The organism is Sorangium sp. So ce204 (assembly GCF_051526795.1).
In the GTDB taxonomy this organism is placed as follows: domain Bacteria; phylum Myxococcota_A; class Polyangia; order Polyangiales; family Polyangiaceae; genus Sorangium; species Sorangium cellulosum_B.
Window position 1 is genome coordinate 2,365,153 of the sequence record NZ_CP150317.1, and the last position, 25,511, is coordinate 2,390,663.

The 25,511-nt window shown below is 74.3% G+C and carries 14 protein-coding genes; 11 read left to right on the top strand and 3 right to left on the bottom strand.

Annotated elements, in window-relative coordinates; translation table 11 throughout:
• Positions 1 to 260: 260 nt before the first annotated feature.
• Genes tsaD through WMF22_RS08930 form a run of 3 tightly spaced genes read right to left on the bottom strand, consistent with a single transcriptional unit; the run spans position 261 to position 6,174 of the window.
• On the bottom strand, positions 261 to 1,331 hold the full coding sequence (tsaD, locus tag WMF22_RS08920; RefSeq protein WP_438035478.1) for a tRNA (adenosine(37)-N6)-threonylcarbamoyltransferase complex transferase subunit TsaD: 1,071 nt from the start codon (positions 1,329 to 1,331) through the stop codon (positions 261 to 263).
• Positions 1,319 to 1,909: a hypothetical protein gene (locus WMF22_RS08925; RefSeq protein ID WP_438035479.1), complete on the bottom strand. Its 591-nt coding sequence runs from the start codon at positions 1,907 to 1,909 to the stop codon at positions 1,319 to 1,321. The genes tsaD and WMF22_RS08925 overlap by 13 nt, the downstream gene beginning before the upstream one ends.
• Positions 1,906 to 6,174 (bottom strand): tetratricopeptide repeat protein, encoded by a 4,269-nt coding sequence (locus WMF22_RS08930; protein ID WP_438035480.1) that lies wholly within the window; start codon positions 6,172 to 6,174, stop codon positions 1,906 to 1,908. The genes WMF22_RS08925 and WMF22_RS08930 overlap by 4 nt, the downstream gene beginning before the upstream one ends.
• Before the next feature lie 244 nt (positions 6,175 to 6,418).
• Here WMF22_RS08930 and WMF22_RS08935 point away from each other — a divergent pair, with 244 nt between their 5' ends.
• From WMF22_RS08935 to WMF22_RS08985, 11 genes are all read left to right on the top strand, one after another.
• Positions 6,419 to 8,176 (top strand): AAA family ATPase, encoded by a 1,758-nt coding sequence (locus tag WMF22_RS08935; protein ID WP_438035481.1) that lies wholly within the window; start codon positions 6,419 to 6,421, stop codon positions 8,174 to 8,176.
• Positions 8,177 to 8,413: 237 nt separating this feature from the next.
• Complete coding sequence (locus tag WMF22_RS08940; RefSeq protein ID WP_438035482.1) at positions 8,414 to 12,424, top strand: protein kinase domain-containing protein; 4,011 nt, start codon at positions 8,414 to 8,416, stop codon at positions 12,422 to 12,424.
• Between the two features lie 306 nt (positions 12,425 to 12,730).
• A complete protein-coding gene (locus tag WMF22_RS08945; protein WP_437298676.1) occupies positions 12,731 to 13,408 on the top strand; it encodes a hypothetical protein in 678 nt (225 codons plus the stop codon).
• 221 nt (positions 13,409 to 13,629) lie between these two features.
• Positions 13,630 to 14,802, top strand: coding sequence for a TolB family protein (locus tag WMF22_RS08950; protein ID WP_438035483.1), 1,173 nt, complete (start codon positions 13,630 to 13,632; stop codon positions 14,800 to 14,802).
• Positions 14,799 to 18,341 (top strand): hypothetical protein, encoded by a 3,543-nt coding sequence (locus WMF22_RS08955; RefSeq protein WP_438035484.1) that lies wholly within the window; start codon positions 14,799 to 14,801, stop codon positions 18,339 to 18,341. The genes WMF22_RS08950 and WMF22_RS08955 overlap by 4 nt, the downstream gene beginning before the upstream one ends.
• A 166-nt stretch (positions 18,342 to 18,507) precedes the next feature.
• A complete protein-coding gene (gene pssA, locus WMF22_RS08960; RefSeq protein ID WP_437298679.1) occupies positions 18,508 to 19,326 on the top strand; it encodes a CDP-diacylglycerol--serine O-phosphatidyltransferase in 819 nt (272 codons plus the stop codon).
• A gap of 145 nt (positions 19,327 to 19,471) precedes the next feature.
• Positions 19,472 to 19,873, top strand: coding sequence for a hypothetical protein (locus tag WMF22_RS08965; RefSeq protein WP_437298680.1), 402 nt, complete (start codon positions 19,472 to 19,474; stop codon positions 19,871 to 19,873).
• 178 nt (positions 19,874 to 20,051) lie between these two features.
• Positions 20,052 to 20,963, top strand: coding sequence for a cytochrome C assembly family protein (locus tag WMF22_RS08970; protein ID WP_438035485.1), 912 nt, complete (start codon positions 20,052 to 20,054; stop codon positions 20,961 to 20,963).
• Positions 20,964 to 20,968: 5 nt separating this feature from the next.
• The gene (hemA, locus tag WMF22_RS08975; protein ID WP_438035486.1) at positions 20,969 to 22,558 is read left to right on the top strand and encodes a glutamyl-tRNA reductase; all 1,590 of its coding nucleotides are present in this window, start codon (positions 20,969 to 20,971) and stop codon (positions 22,556 to 22,558) included.
• The gene (gene hemC / locus WMF22_RS08980; protein ID WP_437298683.1) at positions 22,555 to 23,460 is read left to right on the top strand and encodes a hydroxymethylbilane synthase; all 906 of its coding nucleotides are present in this window, start codon (positions 22,555 to 22,557) and stop codon (positions 23,458 to 23,460) included. The genes hemA and hemC overlap by 4 nt, the downstream gene beginning before the upstream one ends.
• Before the next feature lie 249 nt (positions 23,461 to 23,709).
• The gene (locus WMF22_RS08985; RefSeq protein ID WP_438035487.1) at positions 23,710 to 25,308 is read left to right on the top strand and encodes a glycoside hydrolase family 57 protein; all 1,599 of its coding nucleotides are present in this window, start codon (positions 23,710 to 23,712) and stop codon (positions 25,306 to 25,308) included.
• Positions 25,309 to 25,511 lie beyond the last annotated feature (203 nt).

Here is a 25,511-nt window from a genome sequence, read left to right on the forward strand (position 1 = left end):
CGCCGGGCGGGCTATCCAGCCCTGTCCTGTCCCGCGCGGCCGGAAGAACGGCGAGCGCGGGCCGGCCTGAATCCTGAGAAACGCATCAGACCACGGCTCGCCGCAGCGTACAAGTCCGAGGTAATCCCCAGCACGAGCCATGACTTCATCGTCCGCCACCGTTCGCCATGGTCCGCCACCGGACGCCACCGGACGCCATGTCCCCCCACACACAGGACCCGCGTCCTCCGCGCGCCGCTCCCGCTACCGGGCTGTCCCGATCACCTCGCGCCACCGCCCTTGCGGGTCACCCGCGGCAGCGCCGTCCTCGTCTCCGGCGCGAGATCCAGCGTGTCCCGCTCCCCGGCCGCGAGCCGCAGCGCGCCCGCATACGCGATCATCGCCCCGTTGTCCGTGCAGCTCGCGAGCGGCGGCACGAACAGCGCGAGGCCCCGCCGCTCGCACGCCGCGGCCATCTTCGCGCGGAGCCCCTGGTTCGCCGCGACCCCACCGCCGAGGACCACCCGCCCGATCCCCTCGGCCCGCGCGGCCCGCACGGTCTTCTGCACGAGCGCGTCGACAACGGCCCCCTGGAAGGCCGCGCACAGGTCGCGGAGCGCCTGCCCCTCCGGCCGCCCCCGCTTCGCCACGTGCCGCGCGACCGAGCTCTTGATGCCCGAGAAGCTGAACTCCAGCGACTCCTTGCGCGCCATCAGCGCCGGCACCGCGTCCGCCGCGGCCGCCGCGTCGCCCCTGGCGGCGAGCCGATCGACCACCGGCCCGCCCGGATACCCGAGGCCGAGCAGCTTCGCCACCTTGTCGAACGCCTCGCCCGCGGCGTCGTCGCGCGTCGCGCCGAGCTCCCGGATCGCGCCGATCGCCGGGCCATCCACCCGGTAGATGGCCGTGTGCCCGCCCGAGGCGAGCAGCGCGACGTACGGGAACGACGGCCGCTCGTGCTCGTCGAAGCGCGGCGCGCCGCCCCGCCGCAGGAACACCGCGAGCAGGTGCCCAACGAGGTGATCGACGCCCACGAGCGGCTTGCCCGCGGCCCACGCGAGCCCCTTCGCGGCCTGCAGGCCGACGAGCAGCGCCCCGGCGAGCCCCGGCCGCGACGTCACCGCGACGCCGTCGAGATCCGCCGCCGAGACGCCCGCGCGCGAGAGCGCCTCGCGCACCACCGGGACCACCGCGCGCGCGTGATCGCGCGCCGCGACCTCGGGCACGACGCCCCCGTAAGGCGCGTGCAGCGCCACCTGGCTGCGCACGACGTCGGAGAGGACGTCGCCTCCCTCGGTGACCACCGCCGCCGCCGTCTCATCACACGATGTCTCGATCCCTAGAACCCGCATGTCCCTGTCCGCCGCGTCAGCCTGAAATTGCCAAACACCTGCCGCTGCCCCGCCGCATCCGCCTCGTCCGGCGCGAGCGGCGCCCGGCCAGGCCGGAGCAGGCGCACCTCGACCGACGCGTCCGTGCGCAGCGATAGCACCGCGAGCATCGGCTCCGCCTCCGGCTCCGACGCGTCGACCGCGTAGATCGCGTTGCGCTCCCGGCCCTCCCCGAACTCCAGCCGCGACAGCGGGTCGTGGGCGAGCGCGCCGATCGGCCGCAGCGGCACGCCGTCGAGGAGGCGCCGCTCGGCCGTGGCCCCGTCGGGCGCCTCGTAGGTCCACAGCGCGCCCGGCGGCTCCGGCCCGTCGAGCGCGTCGGCGTCGAGCGTGAGCCGCATCTGCACCCGCGGGCTCAGGCCGGCGCGGAACGCGCCGCCCAGCGTGATCGCGCCGCAGTACGCCTCCCCGTCGGCCGTCGAGAACCGGCTCAGATCGTCGCAGCCGGCCGCCCCGCCGGCGCTCATCGCGCCGGCGAGGGCGAGCGGCGCGAGCCGCAGCGCGCGGCGCCGCAGCCCGGGCGGAGAAGCGCGGCTCAAGGCGCGGCGCTCCGCATCAGCTCGACCGCGGTCTGGCGGACGCGCGGCTCGGGATCGCCCGCCGCGAGCTGCCGGAGCACCGGCGCCGCCGCCGCGCGGTCCGCGGAGGCGAGGGCGCGGGCCGCCGCCTCGCGCACCAGGGCGTACGCGTCGGCGCGGGCCGCCTCGCCGAGCGTCTCGGCCACCTGACTCGGCCTGCCGCCGCCCGCGCCCCCGCCCGGCGCGCCGAGCCGGCCCAGCGCCTCCGCCGCGCGCACGCGCAGCGGCCAGCTCGACGAGGTCCGCAGGAGCTCCGAGACGGCCGCGATCGTCGGCCCGTGCCGGACCGCGCCGAGCGCCGCGAGCGCCGCGCGCCGCACGCTCTCCTCGGGATCGCCGAGCGCGTCGACCACCGCGGCCTGGGCCTCGGGCTCGGGCCGGGTCGCGAGCAGCTCGACCGCGCGCGTGCGCACCTCGATCGCCGGGTGCCGCACGAGCGCCACGAACCCGCTCACGACCGCCGCCGCGATCCCCTCCACGGCGGCCTCCACCTGCCGCCTCGGCTCCGGGGCGAGCGCCGCGCGCCCGTCCGTGAACGGCGCGAGCCCGAGCGCCGCGACGCCCTCGCCGGCGCCGTGATCGCCGCCTGCCCCGCCCGACACGGCCGCGCCGCGCGACAGGATCGCGTCCGCGACGACCAGGGCCCGCTCGGGCGACGTCGCGACCGCGGCGACCGCGGCCTTCTGCAGCGCCGGGCCGAGCGCCACGAGCGCGGCCGCGCGATCCTCCGGGCCGGGCGGATCGGGGTCGAGCCCCGCGAGCACGTCCTTCACCGTCAGCGCGCCGTCCGGCACCGGCAGCGGCTCGCGCGTGCGCGGGTACGCGCGCCGCGTGAGCGCGACCGCCGCCGAGACCGCGGCGGCGCGCAGCCCCTCGTCCGATGAGAACGCGCCGGCCGCGATCGCCTGGGCGGCCCCGCCCGCGGCGACCGCCTCGGCCTCGCCGGCGCCGCCGCCCCCGGGTCCCGCGCCGCCGCCGCCGAGCCGCGCGAGCGTGAGCAGCGCCGCGCGGCGGAGCTCCGGCTCGCTCGAGTCGGCGAGCGACATGAACAGCGCGGGCCCCTCGCCGCCGCCCGCGAGCTCGCCCAGCGCGCGGACCGCGGCGGCGCGCGGCACGGAGCCGGCCTCGGGCGCCCTCGCGACCGCGGACAGCGCCGCGGCGTGCTTCCGGTCGTGCGTCAGCCCGAGGCCGACCGCCGCGAGCGCCCGCACCTCCGGCGCCGGCGACGACAGGAGCCGCGCGAGCAGCGCCACCGCCTTGGCCGCCGGCCGCCCGCCGCCCGCCGCGAGCCGCGCCACGCCCCAGGTCGCGGCGACCGCGACCGCGTCGTTCGGCAGCACGCTCGCCGCCGCGTCGCGCGGCGCGAGCATCTGCTCGTAGCGCTCCAGCATGGCCGGGTCGCGCAGCGCGCCGCACGCGATCATCGCGCGGGCGCGCAGGCCCTTGTCGGCCTGGCCGATCGCGAAGTTGTAGAGCGCCGGCCCGGCGCCCTTGTTCTCGACGTAGGCCAGCACCTCGATCGCGATCTTCTGCTGCGACTCCTTCTCGTCCGCGAGCGCGTCGAGCAGCGGCTTCACCGCGCGGGCGCCGATCTTCGCGAGCTCCGCGCGCGCCGCCGCGCTCGCCGCGCGGCCGTCGCCGCGGACCTTCTGCATCAGCGGGAAGGTCATCGCGCCGTAGAGCTCCACGAGCAGCCGCCGGTAGAGCGGCTTCTGCGGGTTGCCGACCGCGACCGGCAGGAGCTCGCGCTCGAGCACCTCGAGCGAGCCACGGCCGAGGTTCACCTGCATGGACATCCGCGCCGCGCGCGCGACGAGCTCCTCGTCGTTCGACGCCCTCACCACCCGGCGGAAGAGCCGGTCGGCCTCCTCGGCCTGCCCCGCGGTGAGCAGCAGCTCGGCGAGGTCGAAGTACACGGGGAACAGCCGGTCGTTCTTCGCGAGCGCCTGCCGGTACTCGGCGATCGCGCGCGGGAAGTCCTGCCGCCGGCGGTACATGTCGCCGAGCTTCTGGTGGCCGCTCGCGTCCTCGGGCGACAGCTCGACGGCCCGCGCGGCGTACCGGATCGCGTCGTCGTCGCGGTACAGCTCCGCGGCGTACTGCGCCATGCGCTGGTAGAACTCGCGGGCCCGCTTCGGGTTCACCTCGACGAGCTTGCCCAGCACGTCGATCGCGCCGAGGAGGTTCTGCTGGAGCACGAGCACGCGCTCCAGCGCGAGGAGCGAGTCCTCGTCGCCCGGCGCGGCCTGGACCAGCCGCCGGAGCGTGGCCTCGGCGTCGGGCAGCCGGTGCAGCTTGCGCTGCACCTCCGCGAGCAGCCGCCCCGCCTCCAGGTCGGGCGGGGCCGCGTTGAAGCGCGCGGCGAGCGGCGCGACGCGGCTCGGCAGCTCGTGGGTGAGCGACCAGAGACTGACGATGTGGGTGCGCGCCTCGCGCGCGAGCAGCTTGTCGTTGCCCGCCCCGGCGAGCAGCTGCTCCCAGAGCTCGCGCGCCTCCGCGTAGCGCGGCCCCGCGTTGCCGAGCGCGCTCGCGGTGCGCTCCAGCGCGATCGCGAGCGCCTTCTTGTAGCGGCTGTTCGCGGGCTCGAGCTGCGCGGCCTCCCGGAGCGCGGCGAGCGCCTCCGCCACCATGTCGTGGTCGAGGTACACCTCCCCGAGCGTGGCCGCGGCGCGCGCCCGGCTCGGCACGACCTGCTTGATGCGCGCCCACGTCTCCAGCGCCTTCTTCTTGTCGCCGGCCTGGAAGTACCGGTCGCCCAGGTCGACGAGGTGGCTCGGATCGCCGCCCGCGGCCGCGGCGAGCCGCTGGAGCACCTTGAGGGCCCGGTCCTTCTCCTCCACCCGCTCGTAGAAATCGGCGACGGCCGCGAGCGTCTCGGCCTCGTCCGCGACGCGCCCCTCGAGCTGGGTGAGCAGCGCGAGCGCCTTGGGCCGGTCGCCCCGCTGGATGAGCGTCTCGCACAGCTCGAAGACGAAGTCCGCGTTGCCCGGGGCCGCCTTGATCAGGAGCTCGTACTCGCGGATCGCGGCGTCGAGCTCGCCGGCGGTCTGCAGCAGGTGGACGAGCCGGAGCCGCGTGTCGATGTGCTTGCCGTCGAGCGCGAGCGCCTTCCTGTAGATCCCGATCGCCTTGTCGACGTCGCCGGTCTCCTCGTACAGGGCGCCCAGGGTCGCGAGCCGCTGGAAGTCCTGCCCCTTCTCGGCCTCGAGGATCGCGATGAGCTCCGCGAGCTTGCCCTCGGCGCGGAACGCGTCGGTCATGATGAGCAGGATCTCGGCCCGCACCCCGGCGGCGCTGCCGGCGATGGCGAGCGCCCGCTTCAGCACGGCGAGCGCCTCGTCCATCTTCTTCTGCTTGGCGAGCGCCTGCCCGAGATCGCGCAGCGCCGGCGCGAGCGCCCGGTTGTCGCCGGCCGCGGCCTTCACGAGCTCGCGGAACTCGGCCTCGGCGCGCGCGTGGTGCCCGCGCGCGGAGAGCTCGCGCCCGAGCTCGGCCTTCACGAAGAGCGAGCCCTGCGCGTTCTTCACGAGCGCGTCGTGCTGCGCCTTGGCCGCCTCGAAGTCGGAGAGGTCGAGGCAGAGCGCGAGCAGCGTGCGCCGCGTCTGCTCGACGTCCGCGGGGATCTTGAGCAGCGGCAGCGCCTTCTCGTAGTGCCCGCGCGCGCGGGCCTTGTCGCCGCGGTCCGCCTCGAGCTGGGCGAGCGCCATCATCGCCGCCGGGTCCCCGGGCCGGTCCGCGATGGCGGCCTCGTAGGTCTTGATGGCGTCGTCGTAGCGCCCGTCCTGCTTGTAGACGCCGGCGAGCACGACCTTCGAGGCCCAGGCGTCGGCCCCGGGCTGCGCGGCGCGGCGCTCGAACTCCTCGACGAGCTTCCTCAGGTTCCCGTCGCGCTCGCGGTAGAGCTGGGCAAGGCGCTGGAGGGGGAAGGGCGCGCTCGGCTGGCTCATGACGATGGCCGTGTAGCGCGCGATCAGCGCGTCGCTCGACGGGCCGCCCCGCTTCCCGTCGCCGGTCTCGGCCCGCTCCGGCTTCGCCTGCGGCGGCTTCGCGGGCTGCGGCCGCGCGGCGGGGCCCGGTCTGCCGCCGCCGGGCTTCGGGGCCTTCGGCCTGGGCCGCCTGCCGCGGCCGGACGGATCGAAATCCGCGGCCTCGGCGTGCGGGATAGCGAGCGTCGCGGCCGCGGGGATCAGGACCGCGAGGCAGCCGGCCAGAACGTGGGATCGCACCTGGGTAGGGTAGATCGACGGTGCGCGGCCGGCCACGCGGAGCAGCGGCGGCGCCGGGAACGGGCGCGATCGGGGCGGCGCGGACGCGGGACATGCGAGGCCGCTGAGCTCAGCAGACGACTTTCCCATTCCGGCCGAGCGCTTGACGCGCCGGGGGCGGCCGGGGACAGTCCCCCGCGCGCTCTGTCTGGTAACGTCGACGCCATCACGTCGAGCGACAGCCCCCTGCGCGCAGCGAGTCGCCATGCCCTTCATCCCCGCCCTCGGCCAGTCCGATTTTCGCGAGCTCCGCCGCGCGGGCGCGGGCTATGTCGACAAGACGCCCTTCCTGGGACAGCTCCTCGCCGATCCTGCGCAGGTCGTCCTGTTCCCGCGGCCGCGCCGCTTCGGAAAGACCCTGAACCTCTCCACCCTCGCGTATTTCCTCGAGAAACGCGACGAGGACCTCTCCCCGCTGTTCCAGGATCTCGCCGTCTGGAACGACCCGGCGGCCCGCGAGCATTTCCAGCGGTACCCCGTCCTCTTTCTGACGTTCAAGGACATCAAGACCCTCTCTTACGAGACCACGCTGGACGCGATCCGTACGGAGGTTCAGCGCCTCTACAGCCAGCATCAACACCTGCTGAAGAGCGACGCGCTCCGCCCCGATGAGCGGCGACATTACGAGCACATGCTCCTCGGAGAGATTTCCGAGGAAGACTGCCGTGGCTCACTGAGAGAGCTCTCCGATTACCTCGCGCGCCACCACGGCCAGAAGGTGGCCATCCTGATCGACGAGTACGACACCCCCATCCAGTCCGGTTACCTGAACGGCTTCTTCGACGAGGTGACGCTGTTCTTCCGGAACTTCTTCTCTGCCGCCCTCAAGGACAACCCTTCTCTCTTCAAGGGGGCGCTCACGGGGGTGCTGCGGGTCGCCCGGGAGAACCTCTTCTCCGGCCTGAACAACGTCATCGTGTCGTCGATCCTGAGCGATCGCCGCTACGCAACGTCGTTTGGCTTCACCGAGGCCGAGGTCGCCAGCGTCCTCGCGCAAGCGCGGCCCGACGGCGCCTCCGCAGCGCAGCCGGCGCCGCTCCCGGACCCCACGCTGCCGCGCCTCGAGGAGGTACGCGCGTGGTACAACGGATATCGCTTCGGGGGCGAGGTCATCTACAACCCCTGGTCGATCCTCAACTGTGTGGCCAGCGGCGCGCTCCGGCCGTACTGGGTCAACACCGCCTCGACCGAGCTCCTCCAGCACCTCATCGCCCGGCGGGGGCTCGGGCTCTCGAGCGAGACCGAGGCGCTCCTGCGCGGCGAGCCCGTCGAGGCGCGCATCGACGAGAACATCGTCTTGCGCGATCTGGACCAGCAGCCGGAGGCGCTGTGGAGCTTCCTCCTCTTCTCCGGCTATCTCACCGCCACGGCGGTGCGGGAGGAGCTCGGCGAGGTCACCGCCTCGCTCGCCATTCCCAACCTCGAGGTCCGCGTCGCGTACCGCGATCTCTTCCGCTCCTGGCTCCGGCGCGGGCTCCCCGAGCGGAGGCACGCCGAGGCGCTTCTCCGCGCGCTGCTCGGCGGCGACGCCCCGTCGCTGGAGGCGCTGCTCGAGCGGCTGCTCGTCACGGTGATGTCCTATCAGGACCCCGCCGGCCGGGAGCCGGAGAAGCTCTATCACGGCTTCATCCTTGGCCTCCTCGTGCAGCTCGAGGGCGATTACGATGTTCGCTCGAACCGCGAGTCCGGCCTCGGCCGCGCGGACCTGCTCGTGCGGCCGCGCGCGCCGGGCCGTCCAGGCGTCGTGCTGGAGCTCAAGGTGCCGCAGCGAGGCGAGACCCCGGAGCAGGCGCTCCTCGCCGCGGCGCGGCAAGTCCGCGATCGCCGTTACGCGGTCGAGCTGGTCGCCGCCGGCGCCGCCCCCGTGCATGAGCTCGCCGCGGTCTTCGATGGAAAGCGCGCCTGGGTGAAACTTGTCGATGAGGTCCTCTCCGGCGCCAAGGACGGACACCCGCAGGGCTGATCGACTCGGGCAGACGTCGGGTACATCGTTGTTCGCGTGTGGTGAGGTGCACAACCTCCGATCCGCCCTCGCCGCGAGCTCACCGCGCCGCGGTCCCTGACGTTGCCTTGCTTACAGCACAATTTGCTGACGGGGAGCGCTGCGGTTCTGGATATCCTCGGTCGCTGCGATGAGCTCGTCCGAAGCACCCCACAGGCGAGCGCTGCGGCTCTCTGAGTCGTCTCAGGGGTACCGCTGATGCGCGCCGGTGACATCGTCGCCGACCGCTTCGAGATCGAAGGGCACGCGACCTCCGGCGGCATGGCGCAGATCTTCCGCGCCCGCGATCGGCTCACGGGCGAGCCGGTCGCGCTGAAGATCCTCCAGCGCACGGGCCCGCAGGAGTCGCACCGCTTCCGCCGGGAGGCGCACGCGCTCGCCGCGCTCCGCCACCCCGGCGTCGTCGGGTACGTCGCCCACGGCACGACCGAGGGCGGCGAGCTCTACCTCGCCATGCAGTGGCTCTCCGGCGAGACCCTCGCCGAGCGCTTGCTCCGCGAGCCGCTCACCGTCCCCGAGAGCCTCTCGCTGGGCGTGCGCGTCGCCTCCACGCTCGGCGCCCTCCACCGGCTCGGCATCGTCCACCGCGACCTCAAGCCGAGCAACCTCCTGCTCGCCGGCGGCTCCATCGACGACGTCACCCTGCTCGACTTCGGCGTCGTGCGCGTCGCGGAGGGAGGCCAGGAGCTCACCATGCCCGGCGTGATGCTCGGCACCCCCGGCTACATGGCCCCCGAGCAGGCGCGCGGCGAGGTCGCCATCGACGCCCGCGCCGACGTCTTCGCCCTCGGCTGCATCCTCTACCGCTGCCTCACCGGCCGGCCCCCGTTCGTCGGCAACGACGGCCTCTCCGTGCTCGTGAAGGTCCTCCTCGAGGATCCGCCGCGGCTCCGGGAGCTCCGCGGCGAGGTCCCGGCCGCGCTCGACGACCTCGTGACGCGCATGCTCGCCAAGGCCCCGCGCGACCGCCCCCGCGACGGCGCGGCCGTGGCCGCCGAGCTCGGGTCGCTCGGCGATCTCGCGCCAGGCTCGCGGCGCGGCCTCCCCCTGCCCATCGGCGGCCCGACGCCCGAGCTGACGACCGGCGAGCGCCGGATGATATGCCTGCTCGTCGCCCGCGACGGCGCGCTCGACAGCGACGCCACGCGGTCCGAGGGCGAGGACGCGCTCCGCGTGCGCGCGCTCAGCGCCCTGGCCGAGCGCCACCAGGGCCGCCTCGAGATCATCGAGGCGCGCTCTCCCGTCGTTGTGCTGTCCGGCCCCGTCGCGCCGACCGACCTCGCCGCCCGGGGGGCGCGGTGCGCGCTCGCGATGCAGGTGCTGCTCGGCGGCGCGCCCGTCGCGCTCGTCTCGGGGCGCGCCGAGATCACCGCCCGCTCCCCCATCGGCAAGCTCATCGATCAGGCCGCCGCGCTGCTCGCCGGCGACGAGGCGCGGCTCGGCGTGGTCCGCATCGACGAGGTCACGGCCGGCCTGCTCGGCGCGCGGTTCGATCTCGGGTCGGATCACGCGGGCCATCTCCTGCGCGGCGAGTGCGACGACCTCGAGGCGGTGCCGCGCCTCCTCGGCAAGCCGACGCCGTGCGTGGGCCGCGACCGCGAGCTGTCGCTTCTGGAGGCGACGTTCGCCCAGTGCATCGAGGAGCAGACCCCGTCCGCGGTGCTGGTGACGGCCCCCGCCGGCATGGGCAAGTCGCGCCTGCGCGTCGAGCTGCTCCGGCGCCTCCGGGCGCGGGACGAGCCCATGGCGGTCTGGATCGCGCGCGGCGACCCCATGAGCGCCGGCTCTGCCTTCGGCCTCCTTTCGCAGGTGCTCCGCCGCGCGCTCGGCGTCGCCGACGGCGCGCCGGCCGCGGCGGTGCAGCGCAAGATCCGCGAGCGCGTCGATCGTCACGGCGAGCGCGGCGCCCACGTCGCGCCCTTCCTCGGCGAGCTCGTGGGGGCGCCCTTCCCGGACGAGGCCAGCGAGGCGCTCAGGGCGGCGCGGCGGAGCTCCGTGCTCATGGGCGATCAGCTGCACCTCGCGTGGGAGGAGTTCCTGCGCGCCGAGTGCGCGGCGCAGCCGGTGCTGCTCGTCCTCGAGGACATGCACTGGGGCGACCTGCCCACGGTCGGCATGATCAACAGCGCCCTCCGCAACCTGCGCGACGCGCCCCTCATGGTGCTGGCGCTCGGCCGGCCCGAGGTGCGCGAGATGTTCCCGAAGCTGTGGGCAGGCCGCGGCGTCCAGGAGATCGAGCTCACGGGGCTCTCGCGCCGCGCCAGCGAGCGGCTCGCGCGCCAGGCGCTCGGCGGCGCCGTCACCGAGGAGATCATCGGCACGCTGGTCGAGCGGGCCGACGGCAACGCCTTCTTCCTGGAAGAGCAGATCCGCGCCGCCGCCGAGGGGCGAGGGGCCGCGCTGCCGGAGACGGTGCTGGCGATGGTGCAGGCGCGGCTCGAGGCGCTCGATCCCGAGGCGCGGCGCGTGCTCCGGGCGGCGAGCGTCTTCGGCCAGAGCTTCCGGCCCGCCGGCGTCGCCGCGCTGCTCGGCGGCGCCGACGCCGAGGTGGCGGTCCGGCTCGCCGAGCTCGTCGAGCGCGAGGTGATCGTCCCGAGGCGGCCGCCTGGCCGGGGCGGCGCGCCTGGTGAGAGCCTCTCCTCCACGTCGTCCGCGCGCGGGGGGCCCGGGGACGGGCCCGAGCGCGAGGCCTCGCCGGCGTGCCGTGCCGGGGCGCCCGAGCCTGGCCCTCTGATCGAGGCGGGCGCGGACGACGCCGAGCACAGCTTCCGGCACGGCCTTGTGCGGGAGGCGGCGTACGGGGCGCTGACGGAGTACGACCGGCGGCTCGGCCACCGGCTGGCGGGCGAGTGGCTCGAAGGGGAGGGGAAGGGCGACGCGGCGCAGCTCGCGGAGCACTTCGAGCGCGGCGCCGAGCCGGGGCGCGCGGCGGCGTGGTACCGGCGCGCGGCGGAGCAGGCGCTGCGCGGCAACGATCTCCTCGCCGCGATCCGCCACGCCGAGCGCGGCCTCGCGTGCGGCGCGACCGAGGCAGAGGCGGGCGGGCTGCTCCTCGTCGACGCGGAGGCCCGCGTGTGGCGTGGCGATTTCGCCGTCGCCGAGCAGCGCGCGCTCGACGCCGTCGCGCGGTTCGAGCCGGGCTCGCCGTCCTGGTACTCCGCCGTGACCTGGGTGGTCACGGCCGCTGGCAAGCAGGGGGCCTTCGATCGCGTGGAGTCCTGGGTGGCGACGGCGCGGGGCGCGTCGCCCCGCGAGGGCGCGCTGACCGGGAGGGACATCTGCCTCGTCGAGGGGGCCAACTGGCTCGCCTTCGGCGGCCGCTACGCGGTGGCGGACGGCATCATCGAGGCCCTCGAGCGCAGCGGGGAGGAGGAGCGGCCGCTCGACGTCGAGGTGCTCGCCAGGCTCTACGAGGCGCGCGCCATCCGCACCATGACCTCCGGCGATCTCGGCGCCTGCCTCGACGGCATCGAGGCGGCGCTCGAGGTGTTCGAGCGGAGCGGCGATCGCCGCAACGCGTGCTCGCTGCGGGTGAACCTGGGCGCCATCACCATGGAGCTCGGGGACTACGAGGGGGCCGAGGACGCGCTGCGCGCCGCGCTCCGCGCGGCGGAGCAGATGGAGCTCACGGATCTGGCCGCGGTCGCCCGCACCAACCTGGGCAACGTGATGAGCGCCCGCGGCAACCTCGACGAGGCCCGGCGGGTCCAGGCCGAGGCGATCGCGACGTTCCAGCGGCTGGGCGATCCCAGGGCCGAGGGGATCGCCCGCGCCTACCTGGGGAAGGCGGCGCTGCTCGGCGGCGATCTCGGCGCCGCCGAGGCCGAGGCCCGCGCGGCCGCGGAGCTCCTGCGGAGCGCGCCGCCGATGCGCGCGGCGGCGTGGGCTCTCTGCGCGCGGGTCCTGCTCCGGAAGGGCTGCGCCGAGGAGGCGCTCGCCCTCTCCGGCGACGCGCTCTCCCTCCTGGAGTCGCTCGGCGCGGTCGAGGAGGGCGAGTCGCTGATCCGCCTCGTGCGGGCCGAGGCGCTCTTCGCGAGCGGCCGGCAGGCCGAGGCGCTCGACGCGATCGCGCGGGCGCGCGACAGCGTGATGGCCCGTGCCGGGCAGATCTCGAATCCTCTCTACCGGGATCGGTTTCTGTCGGCGCTCGACAACGGCGAGACGCTCGCGCTCGCGGCGCGCTGGCTCGGCGACCGAGACGCTCCATGAGCTCGCGCTCCGTCGTACGTGGGATTCCCTGCTCGCGGCTCTTCCAGGAGCCGTGCGCTGCCCACGAGCGCGCCTGAACGACCGGTCTCTCGCCGTTCTCACGACGTCACCGCAGGCGCGGAATTTTAGGGTTCCTCCGGAAAAGTCGTTGAGGAAATTCCTGATGCGTGTTTCATTTGTGAGGAGGGGGCTATGCAATACCGTTTCAAACTCGCAATCTCGTTCCTGGGCCTGTCGTGCGTTCTCCCGGCCTGTAGCGGCGAGGCTGACCCCCTGGAGGCAGCCGGCGGCACGGCGGAGCAAGAGATGGTGACGCGGAATGCGTTCACGAAGGAAGCGCTCGTGGAGAGTGCGTTCGCGACAGACACGCTTGCCACGGAAGCGCTCACGGGCAACCCGCTGACGAGCGACGCAGTCGGGAGCAGCAGCGATGTCATGAGGGCGCTGCGCGATCCTCTGGCCCGCGAGTTCTTGACGTACGTGGCGAGCTGCGCGCTCCCGGAGGGGCAATCCGTGCAGGTCTCGCTGGACGGCGAGACCTATACCTTCGGGGGGAGCATCGGTCTTTCCCCCGAGTGGGGCCGAGCTCATGGTCAGTGCAACGCCCGCTGTCAGGGGTGGCTCTCCGCCTGCATGCTGGCCAGGATCAACCATCTCGGGGAGAGCGTGCCCCTCTCGATGCGTGGCAAGCACAAGGCCCTTGACTCGGATCAAGCGGAGCAGGATGCCTTCCCTCGGCGGGAGGCGGCCTATTTCGGCGACCTCTTCGCGCCGGAGCAGCGCCGGTTCGCGTGCAAGTCGCCCGGCTCGACGCTCATCAGCCGCGTGTGCGGCGGGACGGGCGTCGACACGCAGGGCTGCATCGTCGACGTCCTCGGCGACTGCGACGACATCTGCGGCGCTCCGACGTCGGACGGCAGCTTCCCGAACTGCGTTGGTGGTGGCCATACGACGCCGACGACGGTGACCGTCTTCCGGGAGTAGCGGGTCCGGGTTTCCGTCGCGCGCGCCCCGTCGGTGGCGCGCGGCGCGGCCACGGGCTCCTCTCCGCTGCGCTCGCCAACGCGTGATTTTCCGGCAGCAGCAGCCGAGTCGGCTCCTGACCTGCCCCGCCGCCCGGTTCGCCGCGCGCCTCGCCTCGGGCTGACCCGCCGCGGGCGCCTCCCCGCGACGGCTCGCCGCTTTCGTACTATGGTCGCGCCGCCATGAAACGAAGGCTGCCCGCTCCGCTCGCCTGCCTGCTGCTCGCCGCCTGCGCCTCCTCGGAACCCCGACCGAAGGAGCCGATCGGCCAGATCCCGGAGGCGACGACCACGGCGAAGCCCGAGTGGCTTCCCTTCCGCATCCGCGCCGGCAAGAGCGTCGCCGCCGATCCGCGCGAGAAGCACTTCGCCGAGCTCCGGCAGCTCACCTTCGGCGGCGAGAACGCCGAGGCCTACTGGTCGCCCGACGGCAGGAAGCTCGTGTTCCAGTCGACCCGCGACGAGAACACGTGCGACCAGCAGTACGTCCTGGATTTGGAGAGCGGCGAGGTCCGCCGGGTCTCGAACGGCCAGGGCAAGACCACCTGCGGCTACTTCCTCTTCCCCGCGCCCGCGGCCTCTGCCCAGGCGCGCGTCCTCTTCGCCTCCACGCACGCCGCCGGCGAGGCGTGCCCCCCGAAGCCCGACCACTCGCAGGGGTACGTCTGGCCGCTCGACGAGTTCGACATCTACACCGCGAACGCCGACGGCTCGGAGCTCCGCCCCCTCATCCAGGGCAAGGGCTACGACGCCGAGGCGACCGTCGCGTTCGACGGCTCGCGCCTCGTGTTCACGAGCACGCGCGACGGGGACATCGAGCTCTACACAGCGAAGCTCGACGGCTCGGACGTCAAGCGCATCACGAGCACGCCCGGCTACGACGGCGGCGCCTTCTTCTCCCCCGACGCGACCAAGCTGGTCTGGCGGGCGAGCCGCCCCACCGGACCGGCGCTCGACGACTACCGCGCGTTGCTCGCCAAGGGGCTCGTGCGCCCCAGCGCGCTCGAGATCTTCGTCGCGGGCGCCGACGGGCAGGACCCGCGCCCGGTGACGAGGAACGGCCGCGCCAACTTCGCGCCCTACTTCCTCCCGGACTCGCGGCGGATCCTCTTCGCCTCCGATTTCAGCACCCCCCAGGGCGCCCGGGGCATGCCCAACTTCGACCTCTACCTGGTCGACTCCGAGGCGCCCCTGGCGGCGGACGGCGTGCCGCCCGTCGAGCGCGTGACCTTCTACGAGGGCTTCGACAGCTTCCCGATGTTCTCTCCGACCGGCGAGCACGTCGTCTTCGCCTCGAACCGGCACGGCGCGAAGCCCGGCGAGACCAACCTGTTCGTCGCCCGCTGGGTCGAATGACCGCGCCGCCGTCGCGGACCCGCGCGCCGCTCGCGCTCGCGTCGGCGTGCGCGCTCGCGGGCTGCTCGGGCGCCCCGGCGCAGCCGCCCCGCCCTGCCGAGGCCACCCTCCCGTCAACGGACGCCGTCGGCGCGGCCTACACCTCGCCCGCGCGCTGGAGCTACCATCCGGCGGCGCCCGACGCCGCGGTCGCGTGGGCGCCGTTCGCCGGCGCCGGCTGCGTCGTCGTCGCCCAGGGAGGCCAGCGATGGACGGTGACGCCCGATCCTCGGACGTCCGCGCCGCCGCCGAGCGCCGCCGGGCCCGCTGCGCAGGCCGCGCGCTGCGCCGGCCAGGGCAGGACGAGCGCCTCGCCCGCGCCCGAGGAGCTCACCGCGATCGTGCGGCGCTCGCCGGCCTCCTGGATGTTCGTCGGCGCGAGCGGCGCGATCTACGAGGCCTCCTCGCCGCTCGGCCAGCTCACGCGGGCGCTCTCTCCGCCCGAGCCGCTCCTGCAGGTCGCGGGCGCCGGCGGCTCGCTGATCGGGGTGACCCGGGGCGGCGGCGTGCTCCGGTGGCGCGAGGAGCTCGGCTGGAAGCCGGTGCTGCTCGACGGCGCCGCGGGGCAGGGCGGGGCCCCGCCGCGCGCCTTCGGCGTCGCCATGGCCGACGGCGGCCGCGCGCTCGTGCTCGCGCTGCCGGAGGCGCTGTTCGCCAGCGAGGACGGCGGGGGCACCTGGTCGCGCGCGCCGCTCCCGACGATGGGCCTCTCGCGGGTCGGCGCCCTCGGGGGCGAGCTCCTCGCCGAGGGGCTCCTCGCGTCGGCGACCTGGGATCCACGGCGCACGCCCGCGTTCTCGCGCAGCGCGGCGACGCTCCCGCGGGCCGACGTCGAGCTCGACGTGACGGCCCCGCGCGCCCCGTCCGCCTCCGCCGTGTCGATCGGGCGGGCGGCGATGAGCGGCGATCGCTACGTCGAGGCGGTCCGCCCGGAGGACGCCGGCGCGCCGTGGCTCTTCGCGAGCGGCCCCATCGAGGGGCCGCTCAAGGAGGCGGCCATGCCGGGCACGGGCGACTGCGGGAGCATCAAGCTCGGCGCGAACGGCCGGCGCGTCGTCGCGGTGTGCGCCGAGCCGGACGGCGATCGCGTCGTGGCGCGGGTGCTCCGCAGCGACGATGGCGGCGGCGCGTGGTCGCCGGCCGCCACGCTGGAGACGCCCGACATCGACCAGGTCGGCGTCGCGGTGGCGCCCGATGGCGCGGCGCTCCTGACCGGCGTCTGCAAGCCGAGCGACGGCGCGGACAGCTGCAAGCCGACCGCGCCGCTCCTCCTGTCCCACGACGGCGCCAACGACGAGGATCGCGCCGCGGTCGCCCTCGCGGCGGCCCCCACGCTCAGCGCGCCCGCCGTGCTGCCCGCGTTCTCGGCGGACGGGCGCTCCGCGTATTTCCTCGGCTTCCGCGGCAAGGACGAGCGCCTCGCGCTGTTCGTCTCGCACGACGGGGGCGAGACCTTCGCGCCGCGCCCGCTCGACGCGACCGCCGCGCTGCCCGCCCCGCAGGCGGACGGCGCCGAGGACGAGGACGAGGAGGGCGGGCCGGGCGACGGTCCCTCGCCGGAGGGGTTCGACGTCGTCGAGGAGAGCGCCCTGCGCCCGGCGGAAGACGGCGCCGTCGGCCTGCTGCTCTCGGAGCGCGGCTCGCTCACGTACCTGACCGCCGACGAGGACGGCCGGGTGCTCACGGCGACGACCCCGCCGGCGGAGAGCGCGGCGCTCGCCGGCTTCGGGCGGCGCGTGCTCGCGCTCGCGTCGCGCGCGCGAGACAGCGGCGATGACGTCGCGGCGCTGTGGGAGTCGCTCGATGGCGGCGTGAGCTGGGCGGAGCTCCCGGAGATGCCGGCGCTCTCGCGCGAGCTCTCCGAGGCCCAGCTCGCCGTCACATGCGGCGGAAGCGGCTGCCTCTTCGGCGACGTGGCGACCCGCGTCGGCTGGGGCGGCCAGGTCGACGGCGCGCTGCCGCGCGCGCCGGATCCGGCCCCGCGCGCGCAGCCTTCCGCGCGCACGCCCATCGTCTGCGAGACGCTGCCGTCCTCGAAGTGGACGCGCGTCGATCATGTCGACTCGAGCGGCCTCGGCCTGCCCGACGGCGACGAGCTCTTGCGCGGCCGGTCGGTGTGGTCGTTGCTCACGCGCGCCCCGAGCGGCGCCGTCGACGTCGTCTCCGCGATGCTCCCCGAGTCCGGCGATGGGGAGGCGCGGATCGTCACGCGATCGCTGCTGCCCGCGGTGCCGGCGGGGCTCGGGAGAGCGCGGGTCGCGACCAACGTCACCCTCCAGATGGAGGGCTACGCCGTGGCGCGCCTGCGGATCCCGGGCGGCGCGGCGGTGCCGGGGGCCGCGATGCGCAACGTCGAGGTCGCCTGGGAGAACTTCCTGGATGGCACCTCGGGCCGCGGCACGATCCCCGACGCCGGCCCGTTCGAGCTCGGCGACGTGAAGGTCGTCCCCGACGCCGCGCGAAAGCCGCGCGCGGGCGCCCGGCCGCAGGCCGGCGCCGGCCCGGGAGGCGCGGCCCCGCGCCGCGCGCCGCCCCCCGACGACTTCTTCGATCCCGCGCTCCTGTCCGTCACGCTGCGCGGGCTCTTCCTCCGGCCGCACTCCGGCAGCGCTCAGTCGGCGCTCACGTTCTTCTACGAACCGCCGGGGAAGCTCCAGCGCTTCGACTTCCCGTCCTGGCCTGCGTCGGGCCTTCACGGCAGCCTCGACGTGCGCGCCGATGCGGTCCTGGCGGACGGCCAGCCCGTCGGCGTGGGGATGGTCCGGCAGGCGTCGAACGGCCCGATGGTCGGGATGCTGCTCGCCCACCGCCCGGCGCCTCCGGCCGGCGCGTCCGCCGCGCTGGGCCCGGGCGCCGCGTGGGCGATCGACGCCGTCTCGGTCGCTCCGCCGGCGGACCGCGATCGGATCGTGCACACCGACTGGACCTACGCTGGACGGTCGATCGGCGTGGCGACGCTGGTCGCCCACCCCGGGCACGCGGCAACGTGGTCGATCTTCCAGCCCTTTCGCGGGGATGGCACGCTCGGCCCCGCGCTGCCGCTGCCGACGCCGTTCGACCTCGGAGACGCGCCGCGCCCGTGCTCTGCCGCAGAACGCGCGGCGACCGCGCGTCAGGAGGCGCCGCTGTTCCTCGGCAGCACGGCCTTGTTCCCGGGCACACGCCACCCCGTGCTCGTCGTGGACGCCGCTGGTCCCTCCAGCCCGCCCGAGGTCACGGTGCTCCTGACCTCCACCACGGTGCTCCACGGTACGCCTGCCGCGCCGTGTGTCGCGGGCTGGGACGCGCGAGCGATCGGACGGGCGCCCCGCTCTGCGATCATCCCCGGCGATCTCGCCCAGGCGTGGTTGTTCCGGGCGGCGGCGGGCTCGGCGGTCGCTGGGGGCGGATCGAGCGGCCCGGCCGTCGAGCTCCGCCCGATGGCGTGCCGCTTCGAGCCCGGCGCGGAGGTCCCGGAGGCGGTATGGAGTGAGCCGGGCATGGCGCAGCCCGCGCGTTGAGCCACGGCGGAAAAGCAAAAACGACGAATGAAACGAAGCTGACGGTGAGATGAAACGATCCCGGATCCTGGCTCGCGGTAACCTTCTAGCGACTCGCGTGTGCGCTTCGACGCTTGCGTTCGCGGTCCCTGCGGCGATAGCCTGGCCTGCCTAAACGGGAGGCGGCATGATCCGGAAGCGACGGCGGTTCGAGCTCAGGAAGACGCTGTTCCTGCTTCCGAACCTGATCACCCTCTCATCGATCTTCTGTGGCTTCGACTCGATCCGGCGCTCCGCGACCGCGCAGTCGGAAGATGATTTCTACCGCGCCGCGCTGCTGATCGTCTTCGCGATGTTCTTCGACACCCTCGACGGGCGTGTCGCGCGGATGACGAAGACCCAGAGCGCCTTCGGCCTGCAGATCGACTCGCTGGCCGATATCGTCTCGTTCGGCGTGGCGCCGTCGATGCTCGTGTATCAGTGGACGCTGCACCGCTTCGATCTCGCGGGGCTGCTCGTGTCGTTCATCTTCACGGCCTGCGGCGCGGTCCGGCTGGCGCGCTTCAACGTCCTCTCCATGGGGGAGGCGGGCAAGCCCACGAAGCCTTCGAAGTACATCGTCGGCCTCCCGATCCCGGGCGCGGCGGGCATCCTCGTCTCGATCGTGGTCGCGAACCACGCGGCCGCCGGCGAGATCGGCGGCGAGCGCTACGCGTCGGCGATCCTCGCCACCACGACGCTCCTGTCGCTGCTGATGGTCTCGACCATCCGGTTCCGCTCTTTCAAGGATCTCCGGCTCAACGTCCGGACGGTGCTCTTCGTGGCGTTCGCCGTCGGGTCGAGCGCGGTGATCTCGACGCAGCTCCAGCCCGCGTTCGTGCTCGTGTGGTTGCTCGGCTTCTACGTGCTGCTCGGCATCTTCGAGTCGCTCTGGCACCTGCCCGCGCGGCTCCGCGGCCTGCGTAGGGACTCGGTGCCTCCGCCCACGGTACCCCCTGCGGCCTGAAGCGCCTGCGGCCTGAAGCGCCTGCGGCCTGAAGCGCCTGCGGCCTGAAGCGCCTGCGGCCTGAGACTCGTCGGCTCGGGCTCACCCCTGGTGGCCGGCATCGCGACCCAACCGCTCCGGCTCATTTTTGAGTAGACTGCGCGCGATGAAGAACCGCGTGTTCTTTCCGCAGGCCGCGCTCGACGACTGGATCGCGAGCGACCGCGTCGATCTGAACAACGACGAGCTTCTGATCAAGACCGAGGGCCGCCGCTACAAGATCATCGAGGCGATCCGCGTGCTCCGCGAGGTGACGGGCTCGGCGGACATCCACGAGGTCCTCGGCAGGGTCAAGACGCGGGCGTTCCTGCGGGAGCTCGGGGCGGAGATCCTCGAGGGGTCCATGATCATCGGCGACAACGCCTACGACGTGATCCCGGGGTTCATCGGCGCCCCGGTGGGCACGTTCGCCGAGCACCGCAAGGCCGCCCCGGCGGGGACGGCGACCAGCAGCAGCCCGACGAGCGACGAGGAGCTCCTGGCCGCGTTCCTCACCAGCGAGATGTAGCGGCGCCGCGCCCGGTCGCTTCCGCGCGCCACACCCGCGGTGGCGAGGCGCTGCCGATACGGTCTCTCGGGCCCGCCTCTCCCGGCGCGTCCGCGCTGTCAGGCCTCGGCCTACGAGAGTACGCTCCCGCCTCTGCGGCCGGCGGGCCATCCCCGGTGAGGCAGGCTATAACGGGGCCATGCCCGAGGTCATCTCCGGGATCAGCTTCGCGCTCGCCCTGCTGTTCTACAGCGTTGCCAGCGCGCTCTTCTTCCTCGACGTCGCCCGCAGCCGCGCCCGGCTCCCCGCCGCGGGCGACCTCGCGGGCCTCTTCGGCGCGGGGGCGCGCGTCCACGACCCCGGCGCTCGGCCGAGCGCTGCGGTCGCCGCGTCCGCCTCGCGGCACGCGCCCCTGCTGCTCGGCCTGGGCGCCCTCGGGCACGCGACCTACGTCACGCTCGCCAGCTTCGTCGCGCGGGTCTGCCCGGTGCACTCCGTTCATTTCATGCTCTCGGTCGCGTCCCTCCTCGCGATCGCCGTTTATCTCGTCGCCCGCCATCGCTTTCGCATCGACGCGCTCGGGCTCCTCATCGGGCCGCTCGGGCTCGCCTTCCTGCTCGGCACGTTCTTCCTCGGAAAGCCGCACCCCGAGCCGAAGCTCAGCCCGCTGTTCATCGCGGCGCATGTCATGGCGAACCTGCTCGGGATCGCCCTCTTCCTGCTCGCCGGCGCCTCTGCCGCGCTCTACCTCGTCCAGGAGAAGCGGCTCAAGCGGAAGCGGCATCTCGAGCGCATGGGCAACCTCCCGCCGCTCGACACGCTCGACCGCGCCATCCATCGCTTCCTGAGCGCCGGCTTCCCCTTGCTGACGCTCGGCATCGTCACGGGGACGTACTGGGCGCACCGGCTCGAGATGGGCAACGCCGACGAGGTGATGCGCGCCATCTTCGGCTACGCCACATGGCTCCTCATCGCGCTCGTGCTGCTCTTGCGCGCCGCCGCCGGCTGGCGCGGCCGCCGCGCGGCGTACGGCACCATCGCGGGGCTCGCCTGCGCCGGGGCGGTGCTCGTCATCTATCTCGTCCGTCCCGCCGCGGGGCTCGGAGGCTAGCGCAGGTGATCTTCGTCGGGCTCTCCCACAAGACCGCGCCCATCGAGGTGCGCGAGCGGCTCGCGATCGGGCGGGATCGGCTGCCCGAGGTGCTCGCGCGCCTCACGGCCCACCCTGCCATCGGCGAGGCGCTCGTCCTCTCCACCTGCAACCGCGTCGAGATCTACGCCTCACCCCGGCACCAGGCGCCCGCGCCGCCCCGCCCCGGGAGCGCTCCGCCGCCGTCCGACGAGGAGCTCTCGCGCGACAACGAGGCGCTGCGCGCCGCCGTCGCGACCCTCGTCGGCCTCGGCGGAGACGCCGTCCGGGGCCACCTCGCGGGCCGCGTCGGGAGCGATGCCGTCCTCCACCTCTTCCGCGTCGCCGCGTCGCTCGACTCGATGGTCGTCGGCGAGCCGCAGATCCTCGGACAGATGAAGGAGGCCATCGAGGTGGCCCGCGGGGCGAAGACCCTCGGCGCCCGGCTCGGCCGCGCGGCCCACCGCGCCATCAAGGTCGGCAAGCGGGTGCGCACGGAGACGGCGATCGGCGCCGGGCAGGTCTCGGTCTCCAGCGTGGCGATCGATCTCGCCCGCCAGATCTTCGCGGATCTCGCCGGTCACACGGCGCTGCTCATCGGCGCCGGCGACATGGCCGAGGCCGCCTCGAAGCTCCTCGTCCGCGCCGGCGCCCGCCTCATCGTGGTCAACCGGAGCCCGGACCGCGCCGCCGCGCTCGCCCGCGAGGTCGGCGGCGAGCCTCGCCCCTGGGCCGACCTCGAGCGCTCCGTCATCGACGCCGACATCGTGATCTCGTCGACCTCGAGCCCCAATTACGTGGTCACGCCCGACCTCGTCCGCCGAGCCCGCAAGGCCAGGAAGGGCAGGAGCCTGTTTCTCATCGACATCGCGGTCCCGCGTGACATCGACCCCGCCGTCAACAAGCTCGACAGCGTGTACCTCTACGATGTCGACGACCTCTCGCAGATCGTGGCGGAGTCCGTCGAGGGGCGCGCCGCCGAGGCGGCGCGGGCCGAGGCGATCGTCGCGGACGAGGCGCAGGCCTTCGAGGCGTGGACGCTCGAGCGCGCCCTGACGCCCACGATCGTGGGCTTGCGGGCCCGCACGCGCTCCATCCTCGCGGCCGAGGTCGAGCGCAGCCTCTCCGGCAAGCTCCGGCACCTCGGCGTGGCCGAGCGCCAGGCCCTCGCGGTGATGATCGACGCCGCCACGAACAAGCTGCTCCACGTGCCCACCACCCGGCTCCGCGCGATGGCCTGCGATCCCCGCGTCGCCGAGCACGTCGACTCGCTCCGGGAGCTCTTCGACATCGACGGCGCGCCGCCCGAGAACGCCGCCGCCTCGGCGCTCGCCGAGGGGGAGCTGCGCGGCGCGGTGGACGGGCCTCCCACGCCTCGCTCCGCCCGCGGGGAAGCGCCTCCCGCCTCCGGCGCTCGAGGCGGCGGCTCGCCCCGGCACGCCGATCCGCGCCCTCAGGCTGCAGAGGACAACGGCGTCTACGCGCGGCAGCCCGGCGGGCGCCCCGCCGAGGCGGGCGTCATGGCCGTCGCGAATCCAGCCGCGGCCGTGAGCGCAGCTGGGCTAAAGGGAGCGTGATGCCCACGGAGCTCACCCTCGCCACGCGCCGCTCGGCGCTCGCCCTCGCCCAGTCCCGCGCCTTCGCTCGTTCCCTCGAAGCGGCGGTGCCCGATCTCTCCCTGCGCGAGCTCGAGGTGGTGACCTCGGGCGACAAGACGCAGGATCGCTCGCTCCAGGACATCGGCGGCAAAGGGCTGTTCATCAAGGAGCTCGAAGAGGCGCTCCTCGACCGGCGCGCCGACTTCGCGGTCCACTCGATCAAGGACGTCCCCGCCGAGATCGCCCCCGCGCTGTGCCTCGCCTGCATCCCCGCGCGGGAGGACCCGCGCGACGCGCTCGTCACCCGGAGCGGCGCCTTGCTCGCGGAGCTGCCGGCGGGCGCCCGGGTCGGGACCTCGAGCCTGCGCCGGGCGGTCGCGCTGCGCGAGGCGCGCCCGGATCTCGTGATCGAGCCGGTCCGTGGCAACGTCGACACCCGGCTCCGCAAGGTGTTCGACGGCGTGTTCGACGCCGTTGTGCTGGCGCTCGCCGGCCTGAAGCGGCTCGGCCTCGAAGGCCGCGCCACGGAGGTACTGTCGCCCGAGGTGTCGTTGCCCGCCATCGGACAGGGCGCGCTCGGCATCGAGTGCCGCACGGCGGACGACAGCGTGCGTGACGTCCTCGGGACGCTCGCGGACGCCGAGACCACGATCTGCGTCTCTGCCGAGCGCGCCGTGATGGCCGCGGTGGAAGGCAGTTGCCGGACGCCGGTGGCCGCCTATGCGGTGCGGGACGGCGGCGCGCTGTGGCTACGGGCGCTCCTCGCCGAGCCCGACGGCTCCCGGTTGCGGAGGGCGGAAAGGCGCCTGTCGTGGCCCGGAAACACGCACGAAGCCGAGCGCCTCGGGGCGGACCTCGGGGCGGAGCTCAAGAAGGGTTGAGGCGTGTAACTCGACTGGATGGCTGCCACATCCAGAACATTTCTGGAATGGAATCGACAAGGGATCTCCGTACCACGCCGGGATGAACGGTCGCCTGGCGACGTGATAGCCAGCGCTCCGCGCGCCGGCGCCTCCAGGCGGAGCCCGCCGGCCCGCGCCTCGCGCGCCGCAGCCCATGACCGGCGCGCTTCCCGCGCGGGCGCGACCGTGCGAGACAGCCCGCCGGCGGTTTCCCGCCCCCAGCGCTCCATGCCGGGCTACGTCGCCCTCGTCCTCCACGCTCACCTGCCGTACGTGCGTCACCCCGAGCACGTCCGCTCCCTGGAGGAGCGCTGGCTCTTCGAGGCGCTCTGGGAGTGTTATCTCCCCCTGCTCGGGGTCCTCGATCGCCTCGCCGCCGACCGCGTCGTCGCCCCGCTGACGCTCTCCGTCTCGCCGTCGCTCCTCGCGATGCTGCGCGACGAGCTGCTCCTTCGCCGGTTCGAGGACCACCTCCGCCGGCTCACCGCGCTGGCGGCCCGGGTGGAGGCCCGCTTCGCCGGGAGCGGCTTCGCCGAGGCCGCCGCGTTCTACCGCGCGCGGCTCGCGGACGCGGCGAGCTCCTGGGAGGCGCTCGGCGGCGATGTCCCGGGCGCCCTGGTGCGCCACGCCGGGGCGGGCCGCCTCGAGCTCCTCACCACGGCCGCGACGCACGCGTACCTGCCCGGGCTGCTCGCCACGCCGGCGTCGATCCGGGCGCAGCTGCGGCTCGGCCGCCGCGCCTTCGCGGCCTTCACCGGCGCGCCCGAGCCTCGCGGCCTCTGGCTGCCCGAGTGCGCTTACGCGCCCGGCCTCGACGCCGATCTCGCGGCTGCGGGCGTCCAGTTCACCGTGCTCGACGCCCACGCGCTCACGCTCGCCGCGCCGCCTGCGTCCGCGGGCGCGTCCGTCCCGGTGCGCTCGCCTGCCGGCCTCGCGTGCTTCGGGCGCGATCGCGACAGCGCGCGCGAGGTCTGGTCGCGCGACGCCGGCTATCCGGGTCACCCGGTGTACCGCGAGTTCTACCGCGACGTCGGGCTCGACCTGCCCGAGCGCGAGCTCGAAGGGGAGGTCGGTCCCGACGGCACCCGGCTCATGACCGGCCTCAAGCTCCATCGCGTGACCGGGCCCGGCCCCGACAAGGCGCCGTATGACCCGGTCCGCGCCTCCGCGCAGGCGCGCGCGCACGCCGCGGACTTCGTGGCCCGCCGCGAGGCCGCGCTCGCGTCGATCCGCGGCGTGAACGCCCCGCCCATCCTGGTGGCCCCCTACGACGCCGAGCTCTTCGGCCACTGGTGGCTCGAAGGGCCCGAGTTCCTCGAGCACGCCCTGCGCCGCCTCGCGGCCTCGGATCGCGCCGTTCCGATCGCGCTCGGCGCGTACCTGGAGCGCCATCCGCCCGTCGAGGTCGTGGAGCCTGCCGCCTCGACGTGGGGTGAAGGCGGGTTCGGCGCATTCTGGACGGGCCCGAGCGCGTCCTCCCTGTGGCGCCACGCGCACCACGCCGAGCGCGCCGTGCTGGGCGCGCTGTCGCGTTGCCGCCACGCGGGCGGCCTGCCCGGCCGCGCGCTGGACCAGGCGATCCGCGAGCTCCTCCTCCTTCAATCGAGCGACTGGGCCTTCATGATGTCCGCCGGAGAGATGGCCTCCTATGCCGAGGCGCGCGCCCACGCCCACGCGACCCGCGCCCGCCGCCTCGCGTCCCTGGCCCAGCAGCCCACGGCTTCGCCCTCGGACGTGGCGTGGCTCGACGCGCTGTGCGCGCTCGACCCTTTCCTCGTCGAGCTCTCGGGCCCTGCGCTCCGAGGCGCCTTCGACCCGTGGCGCTGAGCCGGCGTTCGTCCGCGCCGCTCGCCTCCGGATCTCCCGTGCTCCAGGGGGCAGATCAATTTCCCGCAACGGAGTATTAAATTACGTTAAAAATTTCTGCGACGATATTTCACATGGTCGCCTACCCTCCGCGTCGCGGCGGTCGACTCCGTGGGAGGGCGTGTGCGCCCCGCGGCGGCCGCCCTCGGCGCCTCTTTTCGGGA